The sequence below is a fragment of the Alphaproteobacteria bacterium HT1-32 genome (assembly GCA_009649675.1).
In the GTDB taxonomy this organism is placed as follows: domain Bacteria; phylum Pseudomonadota; class Alphaproteobacteria; order Rhodospirillales; family HT1-32; genus HT1-32.
The window spans coordinates 1,581,641-1,605,730 of the sequence record WJPL01000001.1 but is presented as its reverse complement, the minus strand read 5'-3'; the positions used below and the strand labels follow the sequence as shown (position 1 = coordinate 1,605,730).

Below are 24,090 nucleotides of genomic sequence, written 5' to 3'. Positions count from 1 at the left end.
ATCAGCCCTCAACCAGCAGATTCCGTGCCAGACAGCCGTTTCAGCCGCCGGCGATGTCGATAACAACCCGGCCCTGCACCTGACCTTTCAGAATATCGTTTGCCAGCTTCGGCAGGTCATCGAAGGCCGCAACGGTGGTAATGGCCTCCAGCTTGTCCATCGGCAGGTCACTAACCACCCGCTGCCAGGCTTTCACGCGGTTCTCGTAAGGCTGCATGACAGAATCAATGCCCAGCAGATTGACGCCCCGTAACAGGAACGGCAGCACAGTCCCTGAAATCTCTGCCCCGCCAGCCAGACCGCAGGCAGCGACGGAGGTTCCATAGCGCATGCCGGCCAGCGCGTTGACCAGTGTTGTTCCGCCGACCGCATCGATACAACCGGACCAGCGTTCGGTCAGCAGCGGGCGTTTCTGCGGTTCGGAAAGTTCTTCCCGGCGGACAATTTCGGTCGCTCCAAGTTCCCGGAGATAATCATGCGTACTGTCGCGGCCGGTCGAGGCCGCCACCTTATAGCCAAGCCTGGCCAGTATCGCGACGGCAACACTGCCGACACCACCGGCAGCACCGGTTACCAGAACCTCACCGGCATCCGCTGCCGTCAGGCCCTGTGCTTCCAGTGCCATGACCGCCAGCATCGACGTAAAACCCGCCGTGCCCACAGCCATCGCCTGCCGGGTCGACAAACCCTCCGGCAACGGCGCCAGCCATCCCGCCTTCACTCGTGCGAGACCGGCATAACCGCCCCAGTGCATCTCACCAACCCGCCAGCCTGTCAGAACCACCCGGTCACCCGGCTTGTACTGATCACTGTCCGAACTGACCACGGTACCGGCAAAATCCACTCCGGGAACATGCGGGTATTTGCGCACCAGACGGCCAATCCCGTTGATGATCATCCCGTCTTTATAATTCAGGGTCGAATATTCGACAGCGACGGTGACATCACCCTCAGGCAGGTCACTGGTCGTCAGTGTGCTGAAGCTGTGGCTAACCTTGCCATCCGTTTCATCAAGCACCAGAGCGCGAAAGCTATCGGTCATGATTGTTTCCTCATCAACTGTTTCAGCGACCCTAAGCGGCCCTGCCGGTCGCCTCAAGCAATCCGGACGCCAGAGCAGGTGACCGGGTCAGGTCTTGTCTGGCGCAGCATCCGGTGACGGGATCAGATGCACATCGCGCTGCGGGTAGGGAATGGTGAACCCGTTCGCTTCCAGCCGCAGTTTTGACTGCCGGTTGAGACGGAACAGCAGGGTCCAGTAATCCGCGCTTTTGCACCAGGCCCGCAGGTTCAGATCGACCGAACTGTTGTTCAGGGTTTTCACCAGCACTTCCCGTTTCGGTTCTGCCAGAACGAGATCCTGTTCATCCAGCAGGTCTTCGAGACAGCTGATCGCGGCTTCCAGATCATCATCATAATGCAGACCGACAACCACATCGAGGCGGCGTCTCGGGTTGCGGCTGTAATTGGTGATCGGGCGTTTCCAGATTTCCGAATTCGGGACCGAACGGTAAAGGCCGTCAAAGGTCTCCAGATCAGTGGTGAACAGTCCCACTTCCTTCACCGTGCCGGCGATACTGTCAGCCTCGATATAATCCTCAACCCGGAAGGGACGCAGGAACAGCAGCATGATCCCGGCGGCGATGTTCGACAGCGTCCCCTGCAGGGCAAGGCCAATGGCGAGACCCGCAGCACCAAGGGCCGCGACAATACTGGCCGTCTGCACACCGAATTCGGCCAGCACCGCAATCAGCACAAAAAGCAGGATTGCGTATCGCACGGTCTTGGCAATCAGCGGCTTCAGCAGGGCATCGACGCGGGCGGTGCGGCCAAGTGCCCGGCGAATAAGCCGATAGACCCAGCCGGCAACCAGCCAGCCGATGATCAGGGTCAGAATGGCCTGCAGGACAGTCAGCCCCAGGGTCGCCCCGCGGTCGACCAGTATCCCGACAATCTTTTCCTGATGTGCCAGAATATCGGATAATTTCAGATTTGTTGCTTCATTCATCAGTCTCGTCCCGGTTGGTCTGACTCTTGTCTACCTGATGGAGCCGGACAAAACAGCCCGCGCCCGCTCCGCCGGACCGAGAGTCTGCAAAGCCCGGTAGAACCGGATGTTCTGCGACAGTTCAGAGCCTGAAAGATCACCGGAGGCAACATGCTCTGCCGCATCAAGGTCGCCTGCCAGCGCATGAATCAGGGCCAGTGTCTGACGGTCCCTGCGGCTGGCGGCGGGTTTTCCGGCGAGCCGGTTCATCAGGTCCGCCGCCTCATCAAACCTGCCTGCCAGCGCCAGTGACAAGGCATGGTTATTGTTCAGGGCGGCATCATCCGGTGAGGTTTTCAACCCCGTCCTGTAGGCCATTTGTGCTTCAGCATGGGCGCCCGTCAGGTCCTGCGCCACCCCCAGCGCATTGAAAATTGCGGGGTCATCGGGCCGCATCGCCGCGGCCATATCAAGATGCTGTATCGCTGTCTCCGGTTCATTCAGACGCAGCAGGGTCAGTCCCAGCCCGTACAGGGCGTCGGCATTGTCCGGCGCCAGATCAAGCGCCGCCTGGTAGGCGGCACGGGCAGATTCATAGTCTCCGAGACGCCGCAGCGAACGTCCGAGGCCGATTAGCGGGGCTGGTTCTTCCGGCGCAATCCGGCTGGCGCGGGCAAACAGATCGGCCGCCGCATTCTCATCACCGGCCTGCGATGATCCTTCGGCGACCCGCATCAGCTGGCCAACGCGGGCGTCACTGCTGCCAGTGGCAACATCGGTTCGCTGGTCTGTGGAACAGGCACCGGTCAGCAGGAACGATGCCAGTATCAATGCCAGTCTGTGAGAACGCATGGACGGGCCTCCCGGCACTAGTTGTACCGGCGATTCTATCCTGCGTTGGTAAGGGAAAGGTTAGCGGAGCAGCCGGGGCGTGTTGTCACGCAGTACAGCAATGCGTTCCCGCGGGTGAAATCCGAGAAAACTGAGCAAGGCATTTAACATGGTTCAATCCTTTTCAGACGGGCTGTCTGCCTGTTGCCCCCTTTATGGCCTGAACCCGGAGACCGCGCAGTGACCTGGATCACAAAACCCGCAGCTTTTTGACAGAAACCGGAGCGCCCCCTAGAGTGCGCCTCACTGGCCGGGCAATGGCCCCCTGATCATCAAAATTCACGTCAAATCGCTGGAGAAACGCCATGAACATCTCGGATTCATCGCTGCTGCGCTCACAAGCCTATATCGATGGCGCCTGGGTTTCTGCTGACAACGGCAAAACCTACGCCGTTACCAACCCGGCAACCGGTGAAAAAATTGTGGATGCCCCCCGGATGGGCGCGGCAGAAACCCGCAAGGCCATTGATGCCGCCAACGCTGCCCTGCCGGCCTGGCGTGCCCTGCCCGCGAAGGAACGGTCAAAGATTGTCCGTAAATGGGGCGATCTGATGCTCGACAATATCGATGATCTGGCCGCGCTGATGACCCTGGAACAGGGCAAGCCGCTGGCCGAAGCCAAAGGCGAGGTAAACTATGCCGCCAGCTTCTTCGAATGGTTTGCCGAGGAAGCCAAGCGCGTCTATGGCGATGTCATCCCCAGCCCGACAAATGATCGCCGTCTTGTGGTCATCAAGCAGGCCATTGGTGTCTGCGCCGGCATTACCCCGTGGAATTTCCCGTCTGCCATGATCACCCGCAAGGTCGGTCCGGCAATCGCCGCCGGCTGTACCGTGGTCGTCAAACCGGCGGAACAGACCCCGCTTTCCGCTCTCGCGCTGGCTGAACTGGCCGAACGCGCGGGCATTCCGAAAGGTGTCTTCAACATTGTCCTCGGCGACGCCGAGGATGCACCGGCCATCGGCGGTGAGCTGACCTCGAACCCCATCGTCCGCAAGATCAGCTTCACCGGCTCGACCGAAGTCGGCAAGCTGCTGATGCGTCAGTCTGCCGATACCGTGAAGAAGGTCTCTCTGGAACTGGGCGGCAATGCACCGTTCGTCGTCTTCGACGATGCGGATATTGATGCCGCAGTTGAAGGTGCGATGGTCTGCAAGTTCCGTAATACCGGCCAGACCTGTGTCTGCGCCAACCGGATCTATGCACAGGCCGGTATCTATGAGGAATTCACCCGCAAGCTGGCAGAAAAAGCCGGAGCCATGAAGGTCGGCAGCGGCTTTGAAGCCGATGTCACACAGGGCCCGCTGATCGATGTTCAGGCGCTGGAGAAAGTCGAACGCCATGTCGCCGATGCGACAGCACAGGGTGCTACCATTGTCACCGGCGGCAAGCGCCATACACTGGGCGGCACTTTCTACGAGCCGACAGTCCTGTCCAATGTGACGATGGATATGGCCATGGCACAGGAAGAAACCTTCGGCCCGGTTGCTCCGGTCTACAAATTTGAAACCGATGCCGATGTCATTGCGATGGCAAACGACACGCAATACGGCCTCGCCGCCTATTTCTACAGCCGCGATATCGGCCGGGTCTGGCGCACGGCCGAGGCCCTGGAATATGGCATTGTCGGCGTCAATACGGGCATCATTTCCAACGAAGTTGCCCCGTTCGGCGGCATCAAGGAATCCGGACTTGGCCGGGAAGGCTCGCATTACGGCATCGATGACTATGTCGAAGTCAAATATATCGCCATGGCCGGTCTCGACAGCTGATCTGTCAGACCTGACCCGGAGATCAGCGGGCGGTTTTTTCCTGCACAGGGAAACGTCGCCCGCTATACTCTCCTTCAACCGGCAGAGCAGGAGAGTGTGGCTTGGCTAAATCAGACAGAAACCTGCCACAGCGGCAAACCGGAAAATCCCACATTCCCGGCGCCTATCATATGGGCCGTGAACCCGCGTCGATGATTCCGACTACCCGGAAACGGGATCTCACCGGGCCACTTTATCTCGTTAATCTGGTCGGGGCCGTCTCGGCGGCGGTCTATATCGGCCTGCTGCTGCGGGGCAATGCATCGGTGATGTATGCGCTGATTGCGGTCTGCGTTTACACGCTGGGGCTTCTGGCCCCGTTTTTTGCCGAATATCTCAATGTCTCGAAAGGCTTCGACAAGGTCGACCAGACCTTCCGCGACCGCCATATCAACCCGGATCAGGATGTTGAGGTCTATTCAGACAGTCTGGAAACCGACCCGACCTGGAATAAATACTACAAGGTCAATATCGGTGCCTTTGCCGGGGCCATCATCGGCAGCGGCCTGTTTGCAGCTGATATCGTGATAAATTTCGTACTTGATCGGGCCTGAACCGGCCCCCCTTTCCGGCAGCATCGTTCCGGCACGACGAATGTCGCTTGCTTTAACCGTGGCAGGGATTACATCGTCGCGCCCTTTTACAGTCCGATGGTTTCGCCACAGTGAAATCCCATAACGTCCTTGCCGACCGTCGGCTGCAATTCGCCAGAATGCTGTCTGAACGCGGTGACCATGAAGCTGCCCTTTCGCTTTGCGAAGAGACACTGGCACTCGCGCCGGACTGGGACATTCCCCATTTTCTCATGGCCGAGACTTTCGAGGCGCTAGGCCGACATCAGGATGCCGTCACCAGCTACACCGATTATCTGAGGCTGGCAGCCAGCGACATCATGGGTGCCGAAATCAGGCTGGCCCTGCTGGGCAAGGCACCGGTTCCCGAAACCCTGCCCGCACCCTATGTCGAGGCCCTGTTCGATGACTATGCCGTGCGCTTTGATCAGGCCCTGCTGACCCGTCTTGATTACCGGGCACCCTGGCAGCTGCGCTCCCTGATCGACCGGCTGTTTCCGGATCAGCGGGCCTTTGCCAGACTGCTGGACCTTGGCTGTGGCACCGGTCTGGGGGGCGAGGCTTTCCGTGATCTCGCGGGCTGGATGCGCGGCGTTGACCTGTCCGGGAAAATGATCGCTGAAGCCCGGCGAAAAGGGCTCTATGATGAACTGGCTCAAGGGGATATTCTGCTCGGTACGGAGGCATCCTCACCAGCCTTTGATCTGGTTCTGGCCGCTGATGTGCTGGTTTATATCGGGGATCTTCAGGCTGTGTTCCAGACCGTCCATAACACACTTCAGCCCGGCGGAATTTTTGCGTTCTCGGTACAATGTTCGTCTGACAGCGGCTACAAGCTGGGACAGGAATGCCGCTATTCGCATCACCCCGATTATCTGTTCCGCCTCATGGAGCTTACCGGTTTCGAGGCTCTCGCCAGCGAGGAGGCCGTCTGCCGGCAGGAAGCCGGGAAAGATGTTCCCGGCATGATCGTCGTTGCCCGCCGCCCGTTGCTGCCGATCGGGCTGCCGGAAATTTCAGGTGATCTCCCGGCAGACATCCCTCTGCCGCCGAAACCGCTGATGAACTGATCCATGCTCTCCTACCAGCATATCTACCACGCAGGTTGTCTGGCAGATGTGCATAAACATGCGGCACTTGCGGTCCTGCTCGCCCGCCTGACGGAAAAGCCGAAGCCGCTGACCTATATGGAGACCCATGCCGGGCGCGGTGCCTATGATCTGCAGGCTCCGGAAGCTCAGAAAACCGGCGAGGCAAAAGCCGGTATTCTGCGGCTGCTGACCAATGGCTCTGTTCCGGATACACATCCCTATCTGCAGGCCATCAGGGCAACGCAAACCCGGCTGGGCGCAGACTGGTATCCCGGTTCACCAATGGTTGCCCGCTCCCTGCTGCGCGCCGGAGATGGACTCCACCTGATGGAACTGCATCCGCAGGAACATGCTGCCCTGAAACGCATGATGGCCCGTGACAGGGCGCAGATTCACAAGCGGGATGGTTATGAAGGAGTGCTCGCCATATCACCGCCGGCCGCCCGGCGCGGGCTGGTGCTGATCGACCCCAGTTATGAAATCAAAAGCGAATATGATCAGGTCGGCGACTTCATCCTCGCCCTGCATCGCAAATGGGCTGAGGCGACGATTCTGCTCTGGTATCCGATCCTGAAACAGGGCCTTCACAAAACAGTCGCCCGGCGGCTCGAAACAGGCGGCCTGCCGGACGTCTGGCGACGGGAAGTCAGCTTCCGCACGGAAGCAGGCAACACCGGCATGCAGGGCAGCGGCCTGCTGATGATCAACACACCCTATGGTGTGGAGGCGGCACTGGCCGGTGCAGAGGAAATTCTGGCACCGGCACTGGTGAAGTCCGCAGGATAAAACCTCTCCGGGGTCCGGGAATTTCCTATCCAGGCCCTCCGGTTTCCAACCGGTATTTGAGAAACCGGGCACCTTCCTGCCTTGTCTCACCGACAAAGACCGCACCAAGCCTTGCCAGCGCACCCAGGTTCCTGCGAGAGGGAGGCAAAAGGAAAGTCACGAAAGGCAGACGATGATCGGTCCGCGCAAACGCCAGTGCTTTCCGTAAGACTGGTCCGCCAAGTCCGAAATATTCCGGCTTCAGGACCAGCCCGAAATCCCACTCGTCACCCTCTTTCTGGAATCCGCCCCACCCGGCATAGCGGCTGTCACAGAATATGGCCCAGTGTCCCAGCCCGTCATGACGCCAGCAGGCCTCTTTCGCAGCAATAAAGCTGACAGCCCTGTCCTGATCCCATCCCGAGGTCAGAAGCGGCATATGTTCAGCAACCCGCGGGTCTGACATATGCGCCGCAACCACCTCCGGAGAGACCTCTGACAGACGGGAAAAGATGATCTGGCGCTCAGACAGGACAGACATCACCGGAACTCATATCCGGGCGTCTGAAAGGCATGTCACAGAGCCCCCCGCCCGAAACCAGATCAGCGCAGGTTGGCGCAGGCCCGCTGGATACGCTGGCAGGCATCTTCCAGCACGTCCGTTGCCGTGGCATAGGAAATGCGGAAATGCGGGGACAGGCCGAAGGCTGCGCCATGAACGGCGGCGACGCCTTCTTCTTCCAGCAGGTAGGTGACGAAATCCTCGTCATTCTCGATCACCTTGCCGCCCGGCGTTTTCTTGCCCAGCACGCCCTTGCAGGACGGATAGACATAGAACGCACCTTCCGGGGTCGGGCAATCCAGACCGGTTGCCTGATTCAGCATCGAGCAGACCAGATCACGGCGTTCCTTGAAGACCGCATTATGTTCAGCGATGAAATCATGGGTGCCGTTCAGTGCCGCAACGGAGGCCGCCTGGCTGACCGATGACGGGTTGGAGGTGGACTGCGACTGCAACATGTTCATGGCCTTGATCAGCACCAGCGGCCCGCCGGCAAAACCAATGCGCCAGCCGGTCATGCAATAGGCTTTGGAAACGCCGTTGACGGTCAGCGTGCGGTCGTAAAGGCCGGGCTCGACCTCAGCCGGGGTGCAGAATTTGAAATCGTCATAGACCAGATGCTCATACATATCGTCGGTCATGACCCAGACATGCGGATGTTTCATCAGCACATCGGTCAGGGCCTTCATCTCATCCCAGGAGTAACCGGCACCGGTCGGGTTCGACGGTGAGTTAAGGATGATCCACTTGGTTTTCGGGGTGATCGCTGCTTCCAGCGCCGCCGGCTGCAGTTTGAAATTGTCGGCCTGCGGGCAGTCGACAAAAACCGGCTCGCCTTCGGCCAGCAGGACCATATCCGGATAGCTGACCCAGTAGGGAGCCGGAATGATGACTTCATCACCCGGATTCAGCGTCGCAACCAGTGCGTTATAGAGCACCTGCTTGCCGCCTGTGGAAACCGTGATCTGTTCCGGTGTGTAATCAAGATTGTTATCGCGTTTGAACTTCGCGGAAACGGCCTTGCGCATCTCGACCGTGCCGGGAACCGCTGTATAGCGGGTCTGGCCACCGTCAATAGCGGCTTTTGCGGCATCGCGGATATGCTGTGGCGTGTCGAAATCCGGCTCGCCAGCGCCCAGTCCAATGACGTCACGGCCGGCTGCTTTCAGTTCGGCTGCCTTGGTGGTGACGGCAATCGTCGGTGACGGTTTAACCCGGGACAGGCGGTTGGCCAGTATCGACATCTTAAAGCTCCGAAAGGGTGATTGTCTGCAGGAAGCCGCACGGTACGCCCGTGCCCCGCCCTGTTCAAGGCTACAAGCGCCAGTGCCACAGTTTTGCCCGGATTGATCACTGAATCGCCCTGTTATCGGTACGGTTTCTGCCCAAACCGGGTCGCTAACTGTTGTCATCGCATCGATCAGAGCATCGGAGACAGACAATGGACGGCCACTTTGCCCAGCACGAACCCGACCACAGCGGGGACAGAATATCTGCCGCACAGCGATTTGAACTCGCCACGCTCCGGGAATCCGGAAATATCAGGATTGATCCCCGGATACTGATCCGGGCGGCCTTGCGGGTTGCGGCGGCCATTCTGTCACTGACCGCCCTGCTGGCCATCGGCCTGACCGCAACAGCCCATGCCGCCGGGGCAGACAGCGAACGCCCCGGCCTCTATTTTGACAGCCCGCCGACAGCACGCAGTCAGGCCCCGACAATTGTTGCGGATTACGATATCCGGGTGGACGGACCGGTTGCCCGCGTCTCGCTGAAACAGCGGTTCCTGAACCCCAACAGCAACTGGGTCGAAGGTGTGTATCTTTTTCCGCTGCCGGACGGTGCCGCACTGGATGCCATGTCGGTCGAAGTGAACGGGCGTCACATCACCGGACGCATTGCAGAACGGGCAGAGGCAACGCGACAGTACGAAGCAGCAAAGTCCGACGGCAAGGCGGCGGCCCGGCTCGACCAGCAGCGTCCCAACATGTTCACCATGCATGTGGCGAACATTCCGCCGGGCGGGGATATCGCCATTGATATCGCCTACTGGCAGATCGCCCCGTTTGCCGATGGCGCGTTCGAGCTGCGGACGCCACTGGTTGTCGGCCCCCGCTATATTCCGGGAGAGGCGCTTTCTGCTGGAACAGAACCGGCTTCCTTTGCCACCCGTGACGTGCCGGATGCCGCCAGCGTGACGGCACCGGTGCGGCTCGATGGTACGGGAAACCCGGTGCGGCTGACCGCCACCCTGAATGCCGGGTTCGATCTGGACGATGTCCGCACCCCCTACCACAGCGCCACGATCACACAGGACGGCGAACGGACCCGGGTGACCCTGGAAGGTGATGCCGTGCCCGCAGACCGGGATTTCGTCATGGTCTGGAAACCGAAAGCCGGGGCCGAACCAACGGCAGGGCTGTTTACCGAGACGGTCGGCGATCAGACCTACATGCTGCTGATGCTGACACCACCCAGCCTTGAAAAAGCCGCTGCCGCCCCGGCCCGGGATATCGTTTTTATCATCGATACCTCCGGTTCCATGCATGGCGATTCCATCTTTCAGGCGAAGACAGCCCTGATCGGCGGCCTGGAACGGCTGCAGGAAGGGGATCGTTTCAACATCGTCCGGTTTTCCGACACCACCTCGCGACTGTGGAGTGAAAGCCGGGATGCGACACCGCGCAATCTGGCCGCTGCCGTGGACTGGATATCCGGTCTGGACGCAGATGGCGGCACCGAAATGCTGCCCGCCCTGTCGCTGGCCTTTGCATCACGCAAACCGGATACGGAAAGGCTGAGCCAGATCGTACTGCTGACCGACGGTGATATTGGCAACGAAGCCGACCTGTTCGGCCTGATCCGTCAGAATCTGGGTGACACAAGGCTGTTCACGGTCGGAATCGGCAGTGCGCCAAACGGGTTCTTCATGCGCCGGGCCGCCCGCTTTGGCCGGGGTGCTCACCTGTTCATCGGCCAGACATCCGATGTCGCAGAAAAGCTGGCACAACTGTTCGACAAACTGGACAGCGCCGTGCTGACCGATGTTGTCGTGCAGTGGCCACAATCCGATGTGGAAATGCTGCCCCGTCAGATTCCCGATCTGTATCTGGGTGAACCACTGCTGATTACCGCCCGCATTCCCTCCGCAACGCTTTCCGGACGTCTGGCGGTCACCGGGGCACTGGGCGGGTCTCTCTGGCATGGTGGCGTCGACCTGACCGCCGGTGCAGAAGCGCCCGGCATTGCCCGCCTGTGGGCACGGGCAAAGATCGAGACGATTATGGATGCTGCCGGGCATAATGACAGCACGGCACGTCGCGATGTCCTGCCACTCGCCCTGAAGCACGGGCTGCAAACCCGTTACACCAGTTTTGTCGCCGTTGATGAAACGCCGATCCGGCCGGAAGGCGAAGCTCTGGAGACCCGCCAGACGCCGGGAAACCTGCCAAAAGGCTGGACGCGGCCGGATACCGCACCCGGACCTGACATACAGCGGGCATCTGCGGCCACCGCCATACCGATCCGGCTGGATGGGCCGGGCATCTCCCTGCCCCGCACGGCGACACCCTCCGGGCTTTACCTGGCCCTTGGCCTGCTGCTGATTCTGACCGGTCTTGCCCTGCTGGGCCTGCGTATCCGGTCCGGTCGCAGAACGGGAGAACTGTCATGAACCGCAAGATGACACTGGCCGTTGCTGTTCTGTGTCTGGCAGCGGGCGGCGCACTGGTCGCCGATGCGGTCTGGATTCAGACCAAAGCCGCCGCGGCCAACATCATGATCCGCTCGGCCTGGATTGATGCGAAAGCCGGTGGTGCCTCACCCCGCCCGTGGCCCTGGGCCGATACCTGGCCGGTTGCCCGTCTGCGGGCACCCGCGCTGGGGGTGGATCAGATCGTGCTGGCTGGTGCGTCCGGCCGTACACTGGCCTTCGGTCCGGCTCATGTTTCGGGTTCTGCCCGACCGAACGAAACCGGCAACACCGTTATCGGCGGTCATCGCGATACCCATTTCCGCTTCCTGCGGGATGTCGGTGCCGGATCCCGCCTGATCCTGACCTCAGCCGACGGGCGCGAAGTTTCCTACACCGTAACCGGTACAGCCGTTGTCCGCGCCGAAACGCAGCTGCCAGTTGCCGCCTCATCGCGGAAATTGTCGCTGGTGACCTGCTGGCCGTTTGATGGCCTGACCTCTGCATCAAGTGATCGCTATGTTGTAACCGCCATCGCAGACGAACCGGCATGACCCGAACCGGTCTGGCTGTCGTATAAAGCAACAGACAGGCATCAAGGGGGGCATGACCGTGAAATCAGCAGCAGATATCGAACTGTTCCAGTTCGCCCATTCACATTTCAACGAAAAGGCCCGCTGGGCGCTGGACTGGAAAGGCGTTCCTCATAAACGCACCTCATTGCTGCCCGGACCCCATGTTCCGGTGATCCGCAAACTGACCGGCCAGACGGCAACGCCGGTTCTGCGGATTGGCGATGAAATCATCACCGGTTCCGGGGAAATTGTGCTGCGACTCGACGAGATATTTCCCGACCGGCCCCTGCTGCCGGCAGATCCGCAGCTGGCCGCGACAGCCATCGAACTGCAACGGACCATTGATAACGGACTGGGTCCGGCTATCCGTCACTGCGCTTTCGTTGCTTTCCGCGATGAACCGGGATTTCTCTGCGACCTGATGGCAGGGCATGTTTCGCTGCCCAAACGACTGGCCTATCGTGCCGCCCTGCCGGTGCTCATGTGGAAGATCAATCAGGTGCTGAATCTGGATGACCGTGACCTGTTTGAAAAACAGTGCACGGAGATCACCCGCGCCCTGGATATGATCGCCAGTCGCATCAACGCCCACGGCTATCTGGCCGGCGAGCAGTTTACCCTGGCGGACATGGCGGCAGCTGCCATCGCAACCCCGCTGGCGAGGCCGCCGGAGGCGCAGACAAGATGGCCGGAGAACCCTCCCGCCCAGGCCGCAGACTGGAACCGCAGATGGCGCGATCACGCCGCCTGCGACTGGGTTCGGGAGATGTTCGTCAGACATCGCGGCACGAGCGCCGCGACGGATTAGCCGGTCAGCGCAGTCCGGCGCGACGTTCGCGCACCCGGATGGCCCGGCTCAGGGTCGTATTGACCGGTGCCGAGAACCCGAGCGCTTCTGCTGCCGGAGGAATGGCACCGTTGATCACATCGATCTCGGACATACGGCCTGCTTCGATATCCTGAAGCAGAGACGGTTTCGAGTTCGGGATCTTTGAGGCGAAGTTCCGCACATAGGCAACCGGATCATCAAAGTCGAGTTTGATATTGCGGCCCTTTGCCACGGCAAAGGCTTCCGTAACCGCAGCTGCGGTCAGACCAAAGGCATCTTCATCTTCCAGCAGCTCACCAACAGAATAACCGGTGATACCGCAGGGGCCGGACAGACCGACATTACAGATCAGCTTTTCCCAGATCAGCTGGTCGATATCGTCAAAGCATTTCACCTTGAAGCCGCCGCTGCGCCAGGTTTCGGCAACGGTTTCAAGACGCGGTGTGACCGGACCAACCCGCTCACCAAGACGCACCAGTTCCATTCCGGCATGACGGGCATGGCCGGGGCCGACCATCGACGCGCCGAAGCCGCCCACCACGCCGACCATGACCCGGTCTTCACCGAGCAGGGACGCCGCGACGTCCGGTCCGCCAAGACCGTTCTGGATCGATAGAACCATGCTGTCCGGGCCGATCAGGGACGTGGCCGACTTACAGGCTGCGGCAACATGCATGCCCTTGGTGGCAATAATCACCAGATCACAGACACCGGCATCTGCCGCCTTCGTTGTTGCATTGACCTTCACAACCCGGTCGCCGCTGGCACCTTCGACGCGCAAACCCTTGGTCTGCATCGCTTTTACATGCGCTTCATTGACATCAATGGCCCAGATCTCATGGCCTGCATCAGCCAGCAGAGCCGCGTAAATGCAGCCCATCGCGCCGGTTCCGACAATAGCAATCTTCATCTCTTGGTATCCTCCTGATATGGTCGCGGACGTTAGCTTGCGAAAAGTTTACTACGCAAGGCCCTAAAGCATCTGAATTTCGCTGGACGGAAAGGCAACTCACAGAAATCATCATGTCCATGATTGCCAAACTGCCTGTCCGACTGCTGCGGATCATCACCATCCTGCCACTGGTCCTGTTGCTATGGACCTGTTCCTCCACCAGCGGAGGGGTCCGGGAACGCGCCACCGACCTTGGCGTTCCGCTGACCGATCAGGATATCGAGCTGGTCAATTCCGTGATGTCCCGGGTTGTCTCGAATGCGCTGGTCGACAAAAGCAGCACCCATCTGATCGACGACGCACTGATAAAAATCCGTGATGCAGAAGACATTCCGGCAGACCGCACAAGGGTCGATGTCGGACTGAATGCAGCCCTGAAAGACCTCGACCCCTATGCCGTTTATCTGAATGCCGACCGTACACGCCGCATGCGGGAGCGGCTAAGCGGAAATTTTGAAGGCATCGGTGTCTTTATCGGGATCCGGGATGAAAAACTGACTGTCACCTCGCCGATTGAAGGCTCTCCGGCCATGGCCGCGGGGCTACAGCCGCAGGATCATATAACCCATGTCAACGGCACCCCGACACAGGGGCTGAGTGTCGGCGAGGCGGCGGCCCTGATGCGCGGTCGCAGGGGCACCGATGTCGCCATCACGATTCAGCGCAAGAACGAGTCACCTTTCGATGTCTCGATTACCCGTGCGCTGATCACCGTGCCCACGGCCTCGTCACGACGATATGGTGATATCGGATATCTCCGGCTGACACAGTTCACGGAAACCACCGAACCCGGTCTTGAAGAAGCTGTGAACAAACTGGTGCTGGATCCTGCCGGGATTCCCAGCGGCTTTATTCTCGATCTGCGGAACAATCCCGGCGGGCTGACCACACAGGCCACGGCTGTCGCCGATGCCTTCATGGAGACCGGCCTGATCTGGTCGACCAGCCGCCGTGGCGGTCAGGAAACACGCCGTTACTCTGCCACATCCGGTGATATCACCCTTGGCCGCCCGCTGGTGGTGTTGCAGAACCGGGGCAGCGCCTCCGCATCGGAAATTGTGGCCGGTGGTCTGCAGGGCAACGGGCGGGCTGTCGTGCTGGGGACACGCAGTTTCGGAAAAGGGGTCGCCCAGTCGCATTTCCGTCTGGGCAGCAACGGTACGCTGCGGCTGACTACCCTGCAATTCTACAAACCGGACGGCAGCTCTGTACATAAGGTCGGGATACAGCCCGACATACTGGTCACCCAGCCGGAAGACGACACTGAAGTCACCGATGAGTCGAAACCCCGGCTCGGCGAGGCCGATGGTTCCAGTTGCCCGGAAGTGGATGCGGTTGAGGCCGATGACTTCCAGCTCCGCTGCGCCATCGCCCTGTTGCGGGCCGGCGGCACACCCGCCTTCATGGCGCTGCACCGCGCCGGATCATGAACCGCCGGCTGACATTACCGGTCTGTCTTGTCTGCTTCCTTGCCGTCCTTGCCCATCCTGCCAGTGCCGGGATCAGCGATACAGACCGTCAGTTCATTGAAGAAGTCGTCGGGCTCATCAAGGAGCATCATGGACAGGAACATGACCGTGATGACCTGATCCGACGGGCCACTGATGCGGTGGCGACGGCTTATGAGAAATCGGCAACGGTCGCCGGACCACCACCGGTATCCCCCGCAGAACTGGGCATCAAGACCTTCGTTGCCTCGCTCGGCCCACATAATTTCTATGCCACCGGTTCACAGGCCCGACAGCGCCGCGCCTGGTTTTCAGGGGCGCCAAAGGCACGGCTGGGGCTGATCGGAACAACAACGGCAAACGGCTTCGCCATCCGGCTGATCTATCCGGATGGCCCCGCGGAAAAAGCCGGCCTGCTGCCCGACGACCTGGTCATCGCCATCAATGGCCAGCCCCTTCCGGGAAAATCCCGCAAACAGGTCGCAGACCTGTTGCAGGGCAAGGATGGGGAACAGATCAGCCTGACCCTCCGGCGCGGTGACGCAACTCTGAACCTGCCAGCCGTTTTTGATCAGACGGACACTGCCTCGGTTCTTTCCCGCCGGTTCGGGGACAGGGGATATCTCTGGATCAGCCGCTTCAACCAGCAGATGGAAAAAGGCTTCCAGCGGGCAGTCGGTGATCTGACACCGTTCGGCCCTGCTACCGAACCTGTCACCGGTCTGATCATTGATCTGCGAAACAACCAGGGCGGTTATCTGCGGCAGGCCATATCACTATCGGACAGTTTTCTGGCCGGGGGTCGTATCGCCAGGGTCGACGGGCGTCACGAAAAGGCTCCCCGCCTGTATGACGCCCGGCCCGGCGAAGACTTCAGGGGACTTCCTGTCGTCATACTGGTCAACGCGGTCACCCGCTCCAGCGCCGAAATTTTTGCCGCGGCCCTGCGCGATAATGACCGCGCCGTACTGATGGGACAGACCACCTATGGCAAGGGGGTCGGCCAGCGTACCTACAAGGTAGACGCAACCGGCGGGTCGCTGACGCTGGTCCGGACGGTCGTCACACCGCCGTCCGGCAAGGTTTTTGACGGGGTTGGCCTGACACCCGACATTCTGCTTCGTACTGACAAGACCGACGGATTTAACCCGTCACTCTGTCCGCCACTGCCTGCTTCACCCTTTAGCGACAGCGACATCGCCTGCGCCATTGCCTATCTCAAGGCGGGGTCAGTTCAGGAGTTTTATGAAAGTCTCGGCGGCATCGCCGGGCCCGGACAAAAGCTGCCATAGGCCTGTCAGCTGTGGTCACGCCGGCGGTAATTCACCTTCAATCGGCTCAACACCCAGCCCGCGCATCACATCGCGAACCTTCTCGGCAGCGACCTTCAGTTCGTCCTGATCGATTCCCCGGAGAACGATACTGGAGCCAACCTGACCGGACCGGTAAAACGGATAACTGCCGATATCCAGTCCCGGATGGGCGTTCTGAACCGCTTCCAGCCCCTTGGCCATGAAGCTTTCGCCAATTGTTGCCGTCACGGTAACCGAATGCACTTTGGCGCCGCTTCTCAGGCCCGCTTTCAGGCCATCGAACATCGCCTGCATGATGCGCGGAACACCTGCCATCACATAGACGTTGCCAACAATAAACCCGGGAGCCGCACTGACCGGATTATCGATCAGATCTGCGCCAGCCGGGATTTCCGCCATCTTCAGACGCGCTTCCGTCAGTTCACCCGTGGGATAATGGTTTTCCAGCAAGGCCACGGCCCGGGGATCACGGATCAGGTCGCGTTCAAAAGCCAGGGCGACACAACGGGCGGTAATATCATCATGGGTCGGCCCTATGCCGCCGGTCGTAAAGACATAGTCGAACCGGCTGCTGTGATCGCGCAATGTGCTGACAATCACTTCCTCGATATCGGGAATGACCTTTGCTTCCCGCATCTGCACGCCAATTTCGGTCAGGTTTGCCGCCAGCCAGCCAAGGTTCTTGTCCTGTGTACGGCCAGAGAGTATCTCGTTGCCAATAATCACAAGACTGGCGGTGACAGTTTCCGGCGTTTGCATCGTTCAGTTGCTTTCAGCATTGTTTCGGCAGAAAAGTACCGGGACCATCAATCCACCGCAATCATCTTGATAACCTGAAGACAGGCACCGGAGACCAGACCTTGGGTAACGCTGCAAAGCTTCCAGACAATGAAAACCAGCGTATGGCAACTCTGCGTGATCTGCAGATACTCGATACGCCGGGGGAAGAAAGCTTTGACGTTCTGACCCGGTTTGCGGCTGATATTTTCCGCACGGAAATTGCGCTTGTCTCTCTGGTTGATGAAAAGCGTCAGTAGTTTCTGTCACATCATGGTCTGGACGCACGGGAAACCCCGCGCGAAGCCTCGCTCTGCAACCATGCCATTCAGGCCCCTTCAGAGGTTATGGTGGTGCCCGACGCATTGCAGGACAAAAATTTCCGGGACAATAAACTGGTAACCGGAGAGCCAAAAATCCGCTTCTATGCCGGTGCTCCGATCATCGCCAGTGACGGCATGCCGATCGGCGCCTTCTGCATCATCGACAGACAGCCGCGTCCCCCTCTTGATGACCGCCAGAAAGACCTGCTGCGTCATTTTGCCCAGATGGCCATGCGGGAAATAGAGCTGCGCAAGTCCCGCGAGGAGGCGTTGCAGCGGAACCGGATACTGGAGACCAAGCAGGAACAGCAGCAACGCCTGTTGTCGATGATCGGCCACGATCTCCGGGGGTCTTTCAACGCCATTCTCGGATTCTGCAAAATTCTCTCCCGGCTGGACCCGGAGAAAGAGCCGAAAAAAGTCCTCGAATATGTCGATATCGTCGGCAAGGCGGGAGATCGCGCGCATCAGCTCATGGACAACCTGATTTCATGGACCGCCGCCAGCTTTCAGGACGGTACACCCGAGTTTCAGACAGTTGATATCAAGGGAATCATCGCCAATGCGGTCGGCGCGGTGCGTCACGGAGCAGAACTGAAAGGGGTGGCTATCGTCGATGAAAGCCAGGCGGCGCGTGTTCATGTCAATCCGGAACAGATCGAAACGGTCATCCGGAATCTGGTTTCCAACGGCCTGAAATATACCCCGCCCGGCGGTTCTGTTTTTATCCAGACCAGCAACAGGGCGGAGGGGATAACCGTTACCATCCGCGATACGGGTATCGGCATGGACGCCACGACACTGGGCCGCGCCCGCAGCCCCGATATCGGGGCGTCGAGTCCCGGAACCGGCGGCGAAAAGGGGTCAGGTCTTGGCCTGCTGCTCTGCCGCGATTTCCTGAAATCGCATGGCACTAACCTGATGATCGACAGTCAGCCGGACGAAGGCTCAACATTTTCATTCACCCTGCGCACCGGCATCGCCGAGGCCTAGAGAAAATCCCGCAACATGGCAACCAGCGGGATATCCGCAGGCGGCATGGGATATTCTGACAGCCGGTTCGGTCGTACCCAGGCCAGTCGCTGACCTTCCCGCCCTTCCGGGGTACCCCGCCAGACCCGGCAGAGATAAAGCGGCATCAGCAGATGAAAATCATCATAGAGATGGCTGGCAAAGGTAAAGGGGGCGAGACAGCTTTCGGTGATGTCGATACCGAGTTCTTCATCAAGCTCGCGCACCAGAGCGGCTTCCGGGGTTTCCCCGGCGTCGATCTTGCCACCTGGAAACTCCCACAATCCGGCCAGCGACTTGCCGGCAGGCCGTTCCGCGATCAGCACCCGATGATCGATATCAACCAGCGCCGCCGCCGCAACAAACACGGTGCGCACCGGCCCGGCCGGGCTGGCATTCGGAAGGGACAGGCATCCCTGATCGGCATTCTGTTCAGTCATGACGTCGCTATAGCACATCGGGCCTGCCTGCACAGCGATCTGTGCAGGATCGGGAAGCCGATGATCTGGCGGGCAAACCATGCTATGCCAGCGCCATGATTGATTTCGCCGATATAAACGCACAGGCCAGAGCAGCAGGCTTTGACGCCGTGGGCATTGCCGCCGTTGAAATCGGCGAACGCGAACGGCAGCGGCTCGAAGGTTTCATCGCCACCGGACAGCATGGCGACATGGACTGGATGGCAACCCATCTCGATCGCCGCCGGTCACCCCGCGATCTCTGGCCGGATGTCCGGAGCGTCATCGTGCTCGGCATGAATTACGGACCGGACGAAGACCCCCTCAGCGTTCTTTCACAACCGGACCGTGGCGGTATTTCCGTCTATGCCAGACACCGGGACTATCATGACATCGTCAAGAAACGCCTGAAGCAGGTTGCCCGCTGGCTGGTGGCGACAGCCCCTTGCGAGGTCAAGGTTTTCGTCGATACAGCCCCGGTACTGGAAAAGCCGGTTGCCGCGCGCTCCGGTATCGGCTGGCAGGCAAAGCATACCAACCTGGTGTCGCGGGAATTCGGCTCATGGTTGTTTCTGGGAGAGATTTTCACCACCCTCGACCTCGCTCCCTCCGTGCCGGAGACCGATCATTGCGGGTCCTGCCGGAACTGTCTCGATGCCTGTCCGACAAACGCTTTTCCGGCGCCTTATCAGCTCGACGCCCGACGCTGTATTTCCTACCTCACCATCGAACATAAAGGCCCGATCCCGACTGAGTTTCGCCGGGCGATGGGGAATCGCATCTATGGTTGTGATGACTGTCTGGCGGCCTGTCCCTGGAACAAGTTTGCGGTGGAAGCACGAGAGCTGAAATTGCAGGCCCGCGATGACTTGCGCGCACCCCGCCTCATCGACCTGCTGCAGTTCGACGATAGCAGTTTCCGGGCCTTCTTCTCCGGCTCACCCGTCAAGCGTATCGGCCGCGACCGGTTCATCCGCAATGTACTGACGGCAGCAGGAAACAGTGGCGACAGCGAGCTTCTGGCGGATGTCGAGCGACTTCGCGCAGATCCGTCTGACGTGGTAAGGGATGCGGCTGACTGGGCGGCGGCAGAAATCAGGGCTGCCGGTCAGGGGCGCCGGGAATAGCCCTGTTCAGGCACATAGAACTGTCTTTGTCTTGCTGCCTCGCCGGTTGCCGGATTTACCAGACCGGGCGTTCCCACCGGCTTTGCCGTTGAGTAATTCCGTGGTTCTTCCGGCTGCGCCGTTGCCCCGTCACAGGCGAAAGTCATCATAACCGGGCTGAAAGCCGGGCAATAGAAAAGCGTCTGGTCTGTCAGCCTGGCGCGACCGCCATATCTGGCACATTCGTCGCGACCCATCGCCAGCAGATCCTGCGGATCAATCGTGGCCTTGTTATAGCAGATATCGACGCCTTCCGGACCGGACCGGTCGATAAAGGCCGGGCCGCACCCGGCAAGTGCCAGCAGACCCAGGCCCGCGACCATATGCCGGACCATCATCATCCCGCCCGGCGCCTTCGGCTGTTCTGCTCACTGAACAGATCAGCCATTTCCTTCATCATCGTGCCGCCGAGTTCTTCTGCATCAACAATGGTCACCGCCCGGCGATAATAGCGGGTCACGTCATGACCAATACCGATGGCAACCAGTTCAACCGGTGACTTGTTCTCGATATAGCTGATGACGTCGCGCAGATGCCGTTCCAGATAATTGCCGGGATTGACCGACAGGGTGGAATCATCAACCGGTGCCCCGTCAGAAATCACCATCAGCACCCGGCGATGTTCGGGACGGCCAACCAGACGGTTATGCGCCCATAACAATGCCTCGCCGTCGATATTCTCCTTCAGCAGACCTTCGCGCAGCATCAGGCCGAGATTCTTGCGGGCCCGGCGCCAGGGAGAATCGGCATTCTTGTAGACGATATGACGCAGGTCATTCAGACGACCCGGCCGGACCGGCTTGCCGTCGGCGATCCACTTTTCCCGTGCCTGCCCGCCTTTCCAGGCGCGTGTCGTAAAGCCGAGAATCTCGACCTTCACGCCGCACCGTTCCAGCGTCCGGGCGAGAATATCTGCGCTCATCGCCGCGACCGAAATCGGCCGGCCGCGCATCGAGCCGGAATTGTCGATCAGCAGCGAGACCACTGTATCGCGGAATTCGGTATCTTTCTCATGCTTGTAGGACAAGGCGTAGGTCGGGTTCGTGACCACACGGGTCAGACGCCCCGCATCCAGAATGCCTTCCTCCAGATCGAATTCCCATGACCGGGTCTGCTGTGCCATCAGGCGGCGTTGCAGGCGGTTGGCAAGGCGCGAAACCACACCCTGCAAATTGGTCAGTTGCTGGTCCAGCTGATGACGCAGCCGGTCCAGTTCTTCCGGATCGCAAAGATCTTCCGCCTCGACCACTTCATCATGGGCGATGGTGTAGGGGATATAACCATCCCCGCCGGAATTTGAATTCAGCCCGTCATCACGCCGTTCGGACGGACCGGCAGGTGCATCCTCACCCATCGCATCCGACATGCTTTCATCCGAATCCTCGAACGACCCCTCGGCTTCGTCGCCTTCCGGGCCTTCCATGCTTTCAGAACCAAACATGGCTTCGGCTTCGGCGGTGCCGGTATCGCCGGACTGGTCCTGATCACCGTTATCGGCCTGATCATCGGACTCGTCGTCATCTTCCTGATCGTTCTCCGGCGGCAACTCGTCTTCCATCAGTTCAAGCTGGCTGATCAGCCCGCGCACTGCGTCGGCAAAGGCTTCCTGATCTTCAATCAGTTCCGGCAGCCGTTCCATATCGCCACCAATCCGGGTGGTGATATAATCGCGCCACAGATCGACCATCTGTTCTGCACTGGCCGGTGGCGCCTTGCCGGTGATCTTTTCACGGACGATCAGGCCCAGAGCATCCGCCATCTGGGTTTCGGCCCGCTCGGCAATCCGTTCATAGCCACGAAGCTGGCATTTGTCTTCCAGCACCGCATCCAGATTGCGGGCAACACCCGCCATGTGACGGGAGCCCAGAGCCTCGACCCGCACCTGTTCGACCGCGTTGAAAACTTCACGGGCAATCGGTGATTTCGGGCTGGATTGCTGATGACGTTTGGCATCGTGATAGCGGATACGCAGGGCCAGAGAATCAGCCGTGCCGCGCAGCAGGCTGATCTGATCACGATCCAGTGCCCGGCCGGGCAGCGGCAGACGAACGGTTTTGCCGTTTACGTTCGGTGTACCGGCCGAGAAGGTAACATCCAGTTCACCTTCGTCCGCCAGCGCACGCAGAGTCGACGCGGTAACCCGCTTGAACTCTTCGACCGGACCGTCCGCCTGATTACTCATGGCTTCAGTTCATCTTGATGAGGGACGAATCCGCCGGCAGTTCGGCGTCGAAGCAACGCTGGTAATATTCAGCCACCGTCGCCCGTTCGACCTCATCACACTTGTTCAGGAAAGTGACCCGGAAAGCATAGCCGATATCGCCGAAGATATCCGCATTCTCAGCCCAGGTAATTACGGTCCGGGGTGACATGACGGTCGACAGATCGCCATTCACGAAACCGGAACGGGTCAGACCCGCCAGCGCCACCATCGAGGCAATCTGGCCGCGGCCTTCTTCGGTCTGATACTGCGGAACCTTGGCCAGAACGATATCCTGTTCCTGTTCTTCCGGCAGATAGTTCAGGGTCGCAACGATGTTCCAGCGGTCCATCTGACCCTGGTTGATCTGCTGTGTGCCGTGATACAGGCCGGTTGTATCGCCAAGACCCACCGTGTTGGCGGTGGAGAACAACCGGAACGACTTGTTCGGGCGGATAACCCTGTTCTGATCGAGCAGCGTCAGCTTGCCGGAAACTTCCAGCACGCGCTGAATCACAAACATCACGTCCGGGCGACCGGCATCATATTCGTCAAAGACCAGCGCAACCGGGCTTTGCAGCGCCCAGGGCAGAAGACCTTCACGGAATTCCGTCACCTGCATGCCATCGCGCAGCACGATTGCATCCTTGCCGATCAGATCAATACGGCTGATATGGCTGTCGAGGTTGATCCGGATACAGGGCCAGTTCAGACGGGCCGCGACCTGCTCGATATGGGTCGACTTGCCGGTACCATGATAACCCTGGATCATCACCCGGCGGTTATGGGCAAAGCCCGCCAGAATCGCCAGTGTGGTTTCCGGATCAAAACGATAGGTGTCATCGACATCCGGTACGTGATCCGTGGTTTCGCTGTAGGCCGGGACCTGCATATCGATGTCGATCCCGAAAAGCTGACGCACACCGACCATCATGTCCGGTTCGCCAACAGGCATTTTTACATCCGCGTCGATGACAGAAGTCACGCTGTCGTCTCCCTCGATAGATAAACACTCAGGTTGAATTGGGTTGGGATACTATGAACTCAAAGACTTAACCAGCGTGTTATACGCCTGATTTATACGTTTAAGGCGATCTTCCGCCTTGCGGTCCCCACCATTGAGGTCCGGGTGATATTTTTTCGCCAGATCACGGTAACGCAGCTTAACATCTGCCCGTGTAACCGGCGCTTTCAGCTCAAGCTCTGACAGGGCTTCACGTTCCTCCGCTGTCAGCAGACGGCCGTCAGAATCGCGATCACCGCCAATCTGGGTCTGGCCATCCTCCGGAAACAACTGAAACGGATCGTTGAAAATGCTGTAGCGCTTTGAGCGCCCGGGCGTGCCCAGCATGCCGAGCGGCCAGGTCGGCCGGTCCCAGATGACGTCCCGCTTGCGCGACGCCTCGACCTCGTCGTCGGACATGCCGTCATAATAATTCCAGGCCTTGTTGTATTCCCGGACATGATCGAGGCAGAACCAGTAATATTCTTCCAGCCGGTCACGGGATACCGGCGCCCGGTGTTCGCCACCGGCCATACAGGTCGGATGGTCGCACATGCGCAGTCCCGCCGCCGGTGGTTCCGGCGGGGCAAGGCGGTTACGGGCGCGTTGTCGTGACGTCGTCATCAGACCAATATGTCCGCTTTGCATGACCGTCTCAAGGTCTG

The 24,090-nt window shown here is 59.7% G+C and carries 24 protein-coding genes; 12 read left to right on the top strand and 12 right to left on the bottom strand.

The window, feature by feature from the left end:
* Window positions 1–40: 40 nt before the first annotated feature.
* From GH722_07580 to GH722_07570, 3 genes are all read right to left on the bottom strand, one after another.
* On the bottom strand, window positions 41–1,042 hold the full coding sequence (locus tag GH722_07580) for an acryloyl-CoA reductase (GenBank protein ID MRG71623.1): 1,002 nt from the start codon (window positions 1,040–1,042) through the stop codon (window positions 41–43).
* Window positions 1,043–1,129: 87 nt separating this feature from the next.
* Window positions 1,130–2,008, bottom strand: a complete 879-nt coding sequence (locus GH722_07575) for a mechanosensitive ion channel (GenBank protein MRG71622.1) — start codon at window positions 2,006–2,008, stop codon at window positions 1,130–1,132.
* Between the two features lie 30 nt (window positions 2,009–2,038).
* Window positions 2,039–2,839: a tetratricopeptide repeat protein gene (locus tag GH722_07570; GenBank protein MRG71621.1), complete on the bottom strand. Its 801-nt coding sequence runs from the start codon at window positions 2,837–2,839 to the stop codon at window positions 2,039–2,041.
* A gap of 344 nt (window positions 2,840–3,183) precedes the next feature.
* On the opposite strand from GH722_07570, the gene GH722_07565 reads away from it, so the two are divergent.
* The 4 genes from GH722_07565 (at window position 3,184) to rlmJ (ending at window position 7,138) form a co-directional block, all read left to right on the top strand.
* Complete coding sequence (locus GH722_07565) at window positions 3,184–4,650, top strand: succinate-semialdehyde dehydrogenase (GenBank protein MRG71620.1); 1,467 nt, start codon at window positions 3,184–3,186, stop codon at window positions 4,648–4,650.
* Between the two features lie 101 nt (window positions 4,651–4,751).
* Complete coding sequence (locus GH722_07560; GenBank protein ID MRG71619.1) at window positions 4,752–5,243, top strand: hypothetical protein; 492 nt, start codon at window positions 4,752–4,754, stop codon at window positions 5,241–5,243.
* Between the two features lie 158 nt (window positions 5,244–5,401).
* Window positions 5,402–6,331: a methyltransferase domain-containing protein gene (locus tag GH722_07555; protein ID MRG71618.1), complete on the top strand. Its 930-nt coding sequence runs from the start codon at window positions 5,402–5,404 to the stop codon at window positions 6,329–6,331.
* 3 nt (window positions 6,332–6,334) lie between these two features.
* A complete protein-coding gene (gene rlmJ / locus GH722_07550) occupies window positions 6,335–7,138 on the top strand; it encodes a 23S rRNA (adenine(2030)-N(6))-methyltransferase RlmJ (GenBank protein MRG71617.1) in 804 nt (267 codons plus the stop codon).
* Between the two features lie 25 nt (window positions 7,139–7,163).
* On the opposite strand, the gene GH722_07545 is transcribed toward rlmJ, so the two are convergent.
* A complete protein-coding gene (locus tag GH722_07545; GenBank protein ID MRG71616.1) occupies window positions 7,164–7,658 on the bottom strand; it encodes a GNAT family N-acetyltransferase in 495 nt (164 codons plus the stop codon).
* 62 nt (window positions 7,659–7,720) lie between these two features.
* The gene (locus tag GH722_07540) at window positions 7,721–8,923 is read right to left on the bottom strand and encodes an aminotransferase class I/II-fold pyridoxal phosphate-dependent enzyme (protein ID MRG71615.1); all 1,203 of its coding nucleotides are present in this window, start codon (window positions 8,921–8,923) and stop codon (window positions 7,721–7,723) included.
* A 197-nt stretch (window positions 8,924–9,120) separates the two neighbouring features.
* Here GH722_07540 and GH722_07535 point away from each other — a divergent pair, with 197 nt between their 5' ends.
* The 3 genes from GH722_07535 to GH722_07525 are packed head-to-tail and all read left to right on the top strand — an operon-like array spanning window position 9,121 to window position 12,753.
* The gene (locus tag GH722_07535; GenBank protein ID MRG71614.1) at window positions 9,121–11,352 is read left to right on the top strand and encodes a marine proteobacterial sortase target protein; all 2,232 of its coding nucleotides are present in this window, start codon (window positions 9,121–9,123) and stop codon (window positions 11,350–11,352) included.
* On the top strand, window positions 11,349–11,924 hold the full coding sequence (locus tag GH722_07530) for a class GN sortase (protein ID MRG71613.1): 576 nt from the start codon (window positions 11,349–11,351) through the stop codon (window positions 11,922–11,924). Before GH722_07535 ends, GH722_07530 begins: the two co-directional genes overlap by 4 nt.
* Before the next feature lie 52 nt (window positions 11,925–11,976).
* Window positions 11,977–12,753, top strand: a complete 777-nt coding sequence (locus tag GH722_07525; protein MRG71612.1) for a hypothetical protein — start codon at window positions 11,977–11,979, stop codon at window positions 12,751–12,753.
* A 4-nt stretch (window positions 12,754–12,757) separates the two neighbouring features.
* On the opposite strand, the gene GH722_07520 is transcribed toward GH722_07525, so the two are convergent.
* A complete protein-coding gene (locus tag GH722_07520) occupies window positions 12,758–13,684 on the bottom strand; it encodes a 2-dehydropantoate 2-reductase (GenBank protein MRG71611.1) in 927 nt (308 codons plus the stop codon).
* Window positions 13,685–13,797: 113 nt separating this feature from the next.
* Here GH722_07520 and GH722_07515 point away from each other — a divergent pair, with 113 nt between their 5' ends.
* Window positions 13,798–15,156, top strand: coding sequence for a PDZ domain-containing protein (locus GH722_07515; GenBank protein ID MRG71610.1), 1,359 nt, complete (start codon window positions 13,798–13,800; stop codon window positions 15,154–15,156).
* On the top strand, window positions 15,153–16,466 hold the full coding sequence (locus GH722_07510; protein ID MRG71609.1) for a PDZ domain-containing protein: 1,314 nt from the start codon (window positions 15,153–15,155) through the stop codon (window positions 16,464–16,466). The genes GH722_07515 and GH722_07510 overlap by 4 nt, the downstream gene beginning before the upstream one ends.
* A 15-nt stretch (window positions 16,467–16,481) precedes the next feature.
* Here GH722_07510 and GH722_07505 read toward each other — a convergent pair whose 3' ends face one another.
* Window positions 16,482–17,246 carry a competence/damage-inducible protein A gene (locus GH722_07505; GenBank protein MRG71608.1) on the bottom strand — a complete coding sequence of 255 codons (765 nt, stop codon included), beginning with the start codon at window positions 17,244–17,246 and terminating at the stop codon, window positions 16,482–16,484.
* 101 nt (window positions 17,247–17,347) lie between these two features.
* On the opposite strand from GH722_07505, the gene GH722_07500 reads away from it, so the two are divergent.
* Both GH722_07500 and GH722_07495 read left to right on the top strand, forming a co-directional pair.
* A complete protein-coding gene (locus GH722_07500) occupies window positions 17,348–17,524 on the top strand; it encodes a hypothetical protein (GenBank protein ID MRG71607.1) in 177 nt (58 codons plus the stop codon).
* 93 nt (window positions 17,525–17,617) lie between these two features.
* Window positions 17,618–18,580: a GAF domain-containing protein gene (locus GH722_07495; GenBank protein MRG71606.1), complete on the top strand. Its 963-nt coding sequence runs from the start codon at window positions 17,618–17,620 to the stop codon at window positions 18,578–18,580.
* On the opposite strand, the gene mutT is transcribed toward GH722_07495, so the two are convergent.
* Window positions 18,577–18,975 carry an 8-oxo-dGTP diphosphatase MutT gene (gene mutT / locus GH722_07490; GenBank protein MRG71605.1) on the bottom strand — a complete coding sequence of 133 codons (399 nt, stop codon included), beginning with the start codon at window positions 18,973–18,975 and terminating at the stop codon, window positions 18,577–18,579. The two genes, GH722_07495 and mutT, sit on opposite strands and share 4 nt — an antisense overlap.
* A 158-nt stretch (window positions 18,976–19,133) precedes the next feature.
* On the opposite strand from mutT, the gene queG reads away from it, so the two are divergent.
* Window positions 19,134–20,183, top strand: coding sequence for a tRNA epoxyqueuosine(34) reductase QueG (queG, locus tag GH722_07485; protein ID MRG71604.1), 1,050 nt, complete (start codon window positions 19,134–19,136; stop codon window positions 20,181–20,183).
* Here the strand turns inward: queG and GH722_07480 are convergent.
* The 4 genes from GH722_07480 to GH722_07465 all read right to left on the bottom strand — a co-directional run bounded on the left by GH722_07480 (window position 20,165) and on the right by GH722_07465 (window position 24,049).
* Complete coding sequence (locus GH722_07480; GenBank protein MRG71603.1) at window positions 20,165–20,545, bottom strand: hypothetical protein; 381 nt, start codon at window positions 20,543–20,545, stop codon at window positions 20,165–20,167. The genes queG and GH722_07480 overlap by 19 nt on opposite strands.
* 14 nt (window positions 20,546–20,559) lie before the next feature.
* Window positions 20,560–22,404, bottom strand: coding sequence for a cobaltochelatase subunit CobT (gene cobT, locus GH722_07475; protein MRG71602.1), 1,845 nt, complete (start codon window positions 22,402–22,404; stop codon window positions 20,560–20,562).
* A gap of 4 nt (window positions 22,405–22,408) precedes the next feature.
* Entirely contained in the window at window positions 22,409–23,377 is a 969-nt protein-coding gene (gene cobS, locus GH722_07470) for a cobaltochelatase subunit CobS (GenBank protein MRG71601.1), read from the bottom strand.
* An 81-nt stretch (window positions 23,378–23,458) separates the two neighbouring features.
* Window positions 23,459–24,049 (bottom strand): DnaJ domain-containing protein, encoded by a 591-nt coding sequence (locus GH722_07465; GenBank protein MRG71600.1) that lies wholly within the window; start codon window positions 24,047–24,049, stop codon window positions 23,459–23,461.
* Window positions 24,050–24,090: the final 41 nt, after the last annotated feature.

Excerpts from the sequence above, each read along its gene's own strand:
- GH722_07580 (MRG71623.1), bottom strand. The coding sequence starts at position 1,042 with ATGACCGATAGCTTTCGCGCTCTGGTGCTTGATGAAACGGATGGCAAG.
- GH722_07575 (MRG71622.1), bottom strand. The coding sequence starts at position 2,008 with ATGAATGAAGCAACAAATCTGAAATTATCCGATATTCTGGCACATCAG.
- GH722_07570 (MRG71621.1), bottom strand. The coding sequence starts at position 2,839 with ATGCGTTCTCACAGACTGGCATTGATACTGGCATCGTTCCTGCTGACC.
- GH722_07565 (MRG71620.1), top strand. The coding sequence starts at position 3,184 with ATGAACATCTCGGATTCATCGCTGCTGCGCTCACAAGCCTATATCGAT.
- GH722_07555 (MRG71618.1), top strand. The coding sequence starts at position 5,402 with ATGCTGTCTGAACGCGGTGACCATGAAGCTGCCCTTTCGCTTTGCGAA.
- rlmJ (MRG71617.1), top strand. The coding sequence starts at position 6,335 with ATGCTCTCCTACCAGCATATCTACCACGCAGGTTGTCTGGCAGATGTG.
- GH722_07545 (MRG71616.1), bottom strand. The coding sequence starts at position 7,658 with ATGTCTGTCCTGTCTGAGCGCCAGATCATCTTTTCCCGTCTGTCAGAG.
- GH722_07540 (MRG71615.1), bottom strand. The coding sequence starts at position 8,923 with ATGTCGATACTGGCCAACCGCCTGTCCCGGGTTAAACCGTCACCGACG.
- GH722_07535 (MRG71614.1), top strand. The coding sequence starts at position 9,121 with ATGGACGGCCACTTTGCCCAGCACGAACCCGACCACAGCGGGGACAGA.
- GH722_07530 (MRG71613.1), top strand. The coding sequence starts at position 11,349 with ATGAACCGCAAGATGACACTGGCCGTTGCTGTTCTGTGTCTGGCAGCG.
- GH722_07525 (MRG71612.1), top strand. The coding sequence starts at position 11,977 with ATGACCGTGAAATCAGCAGCAGATATCGAACTGTTCCAGTTCGCCCAT.
- GH722_07520 (MRG71611.1), bottom strand. The coding sequence starts at position 13,684 with ATGAAGATTGCTATTGTCGGAACCGGCGCGATGGGCTGCATTTACGCG.
- GH722_07515 (MRG71610.1), top strand. The coding sequence starts at position 13,798 with ATGTCCATGATTGCCAAACTGCCTGTCCGACTGCTGCGGATCATCACC.
- GH722_07510 (MRG71609.1), top strand. The coding sequence starts at position 15,153 with ATGAACCGCCGGCTGACATTACCGGTCTGTCTTGTCTGCTTCCTTGCC.
- GH722_07505 (MRG71608.1), bottom strand. The coding sequence starts at position 17,246 with ATGCAAACGCCGGAAACTGTCACCGCCAGTCTTGTGATTATTGGCAAC.
- queG (MRG71604.1), top strand. The coding sequence starts at position 19,134 with ATGATTGATTTCGCCGATATAAACGCACAGGCCAGAGCAGCAGGCTTT.
- GH722_07480 (MRG71603.1), bottom strand. The coding sequence starts at position 20,545 with ATGGTCGCGGGCCTGGGTCTGCTGGCACTTGCCGGGTGCGGCCCGGCC.
- cobT (MRG71602.1), bottom strand. The coding sequence starts at position 22,404 with ATGAGTAATCAGGCGGACGGTCCGGTCGAAGAGTTCAAGCGGGTTACC.
- cobS (MRG71601.1), bottom strand. The coding sequence starts at position 23,377 with ATGCCTGTTGGCGAACCGGACATGATGGTCGGTGTGCGTCAGCTTTTC.
- GH722_07465 (MRG71600.1), bottom strand. The coding sequence starts at position 24,049 with ATGACGACGTCACGACAACGCGCCCGTAACCGCCTTGCCCCGCCGGAA.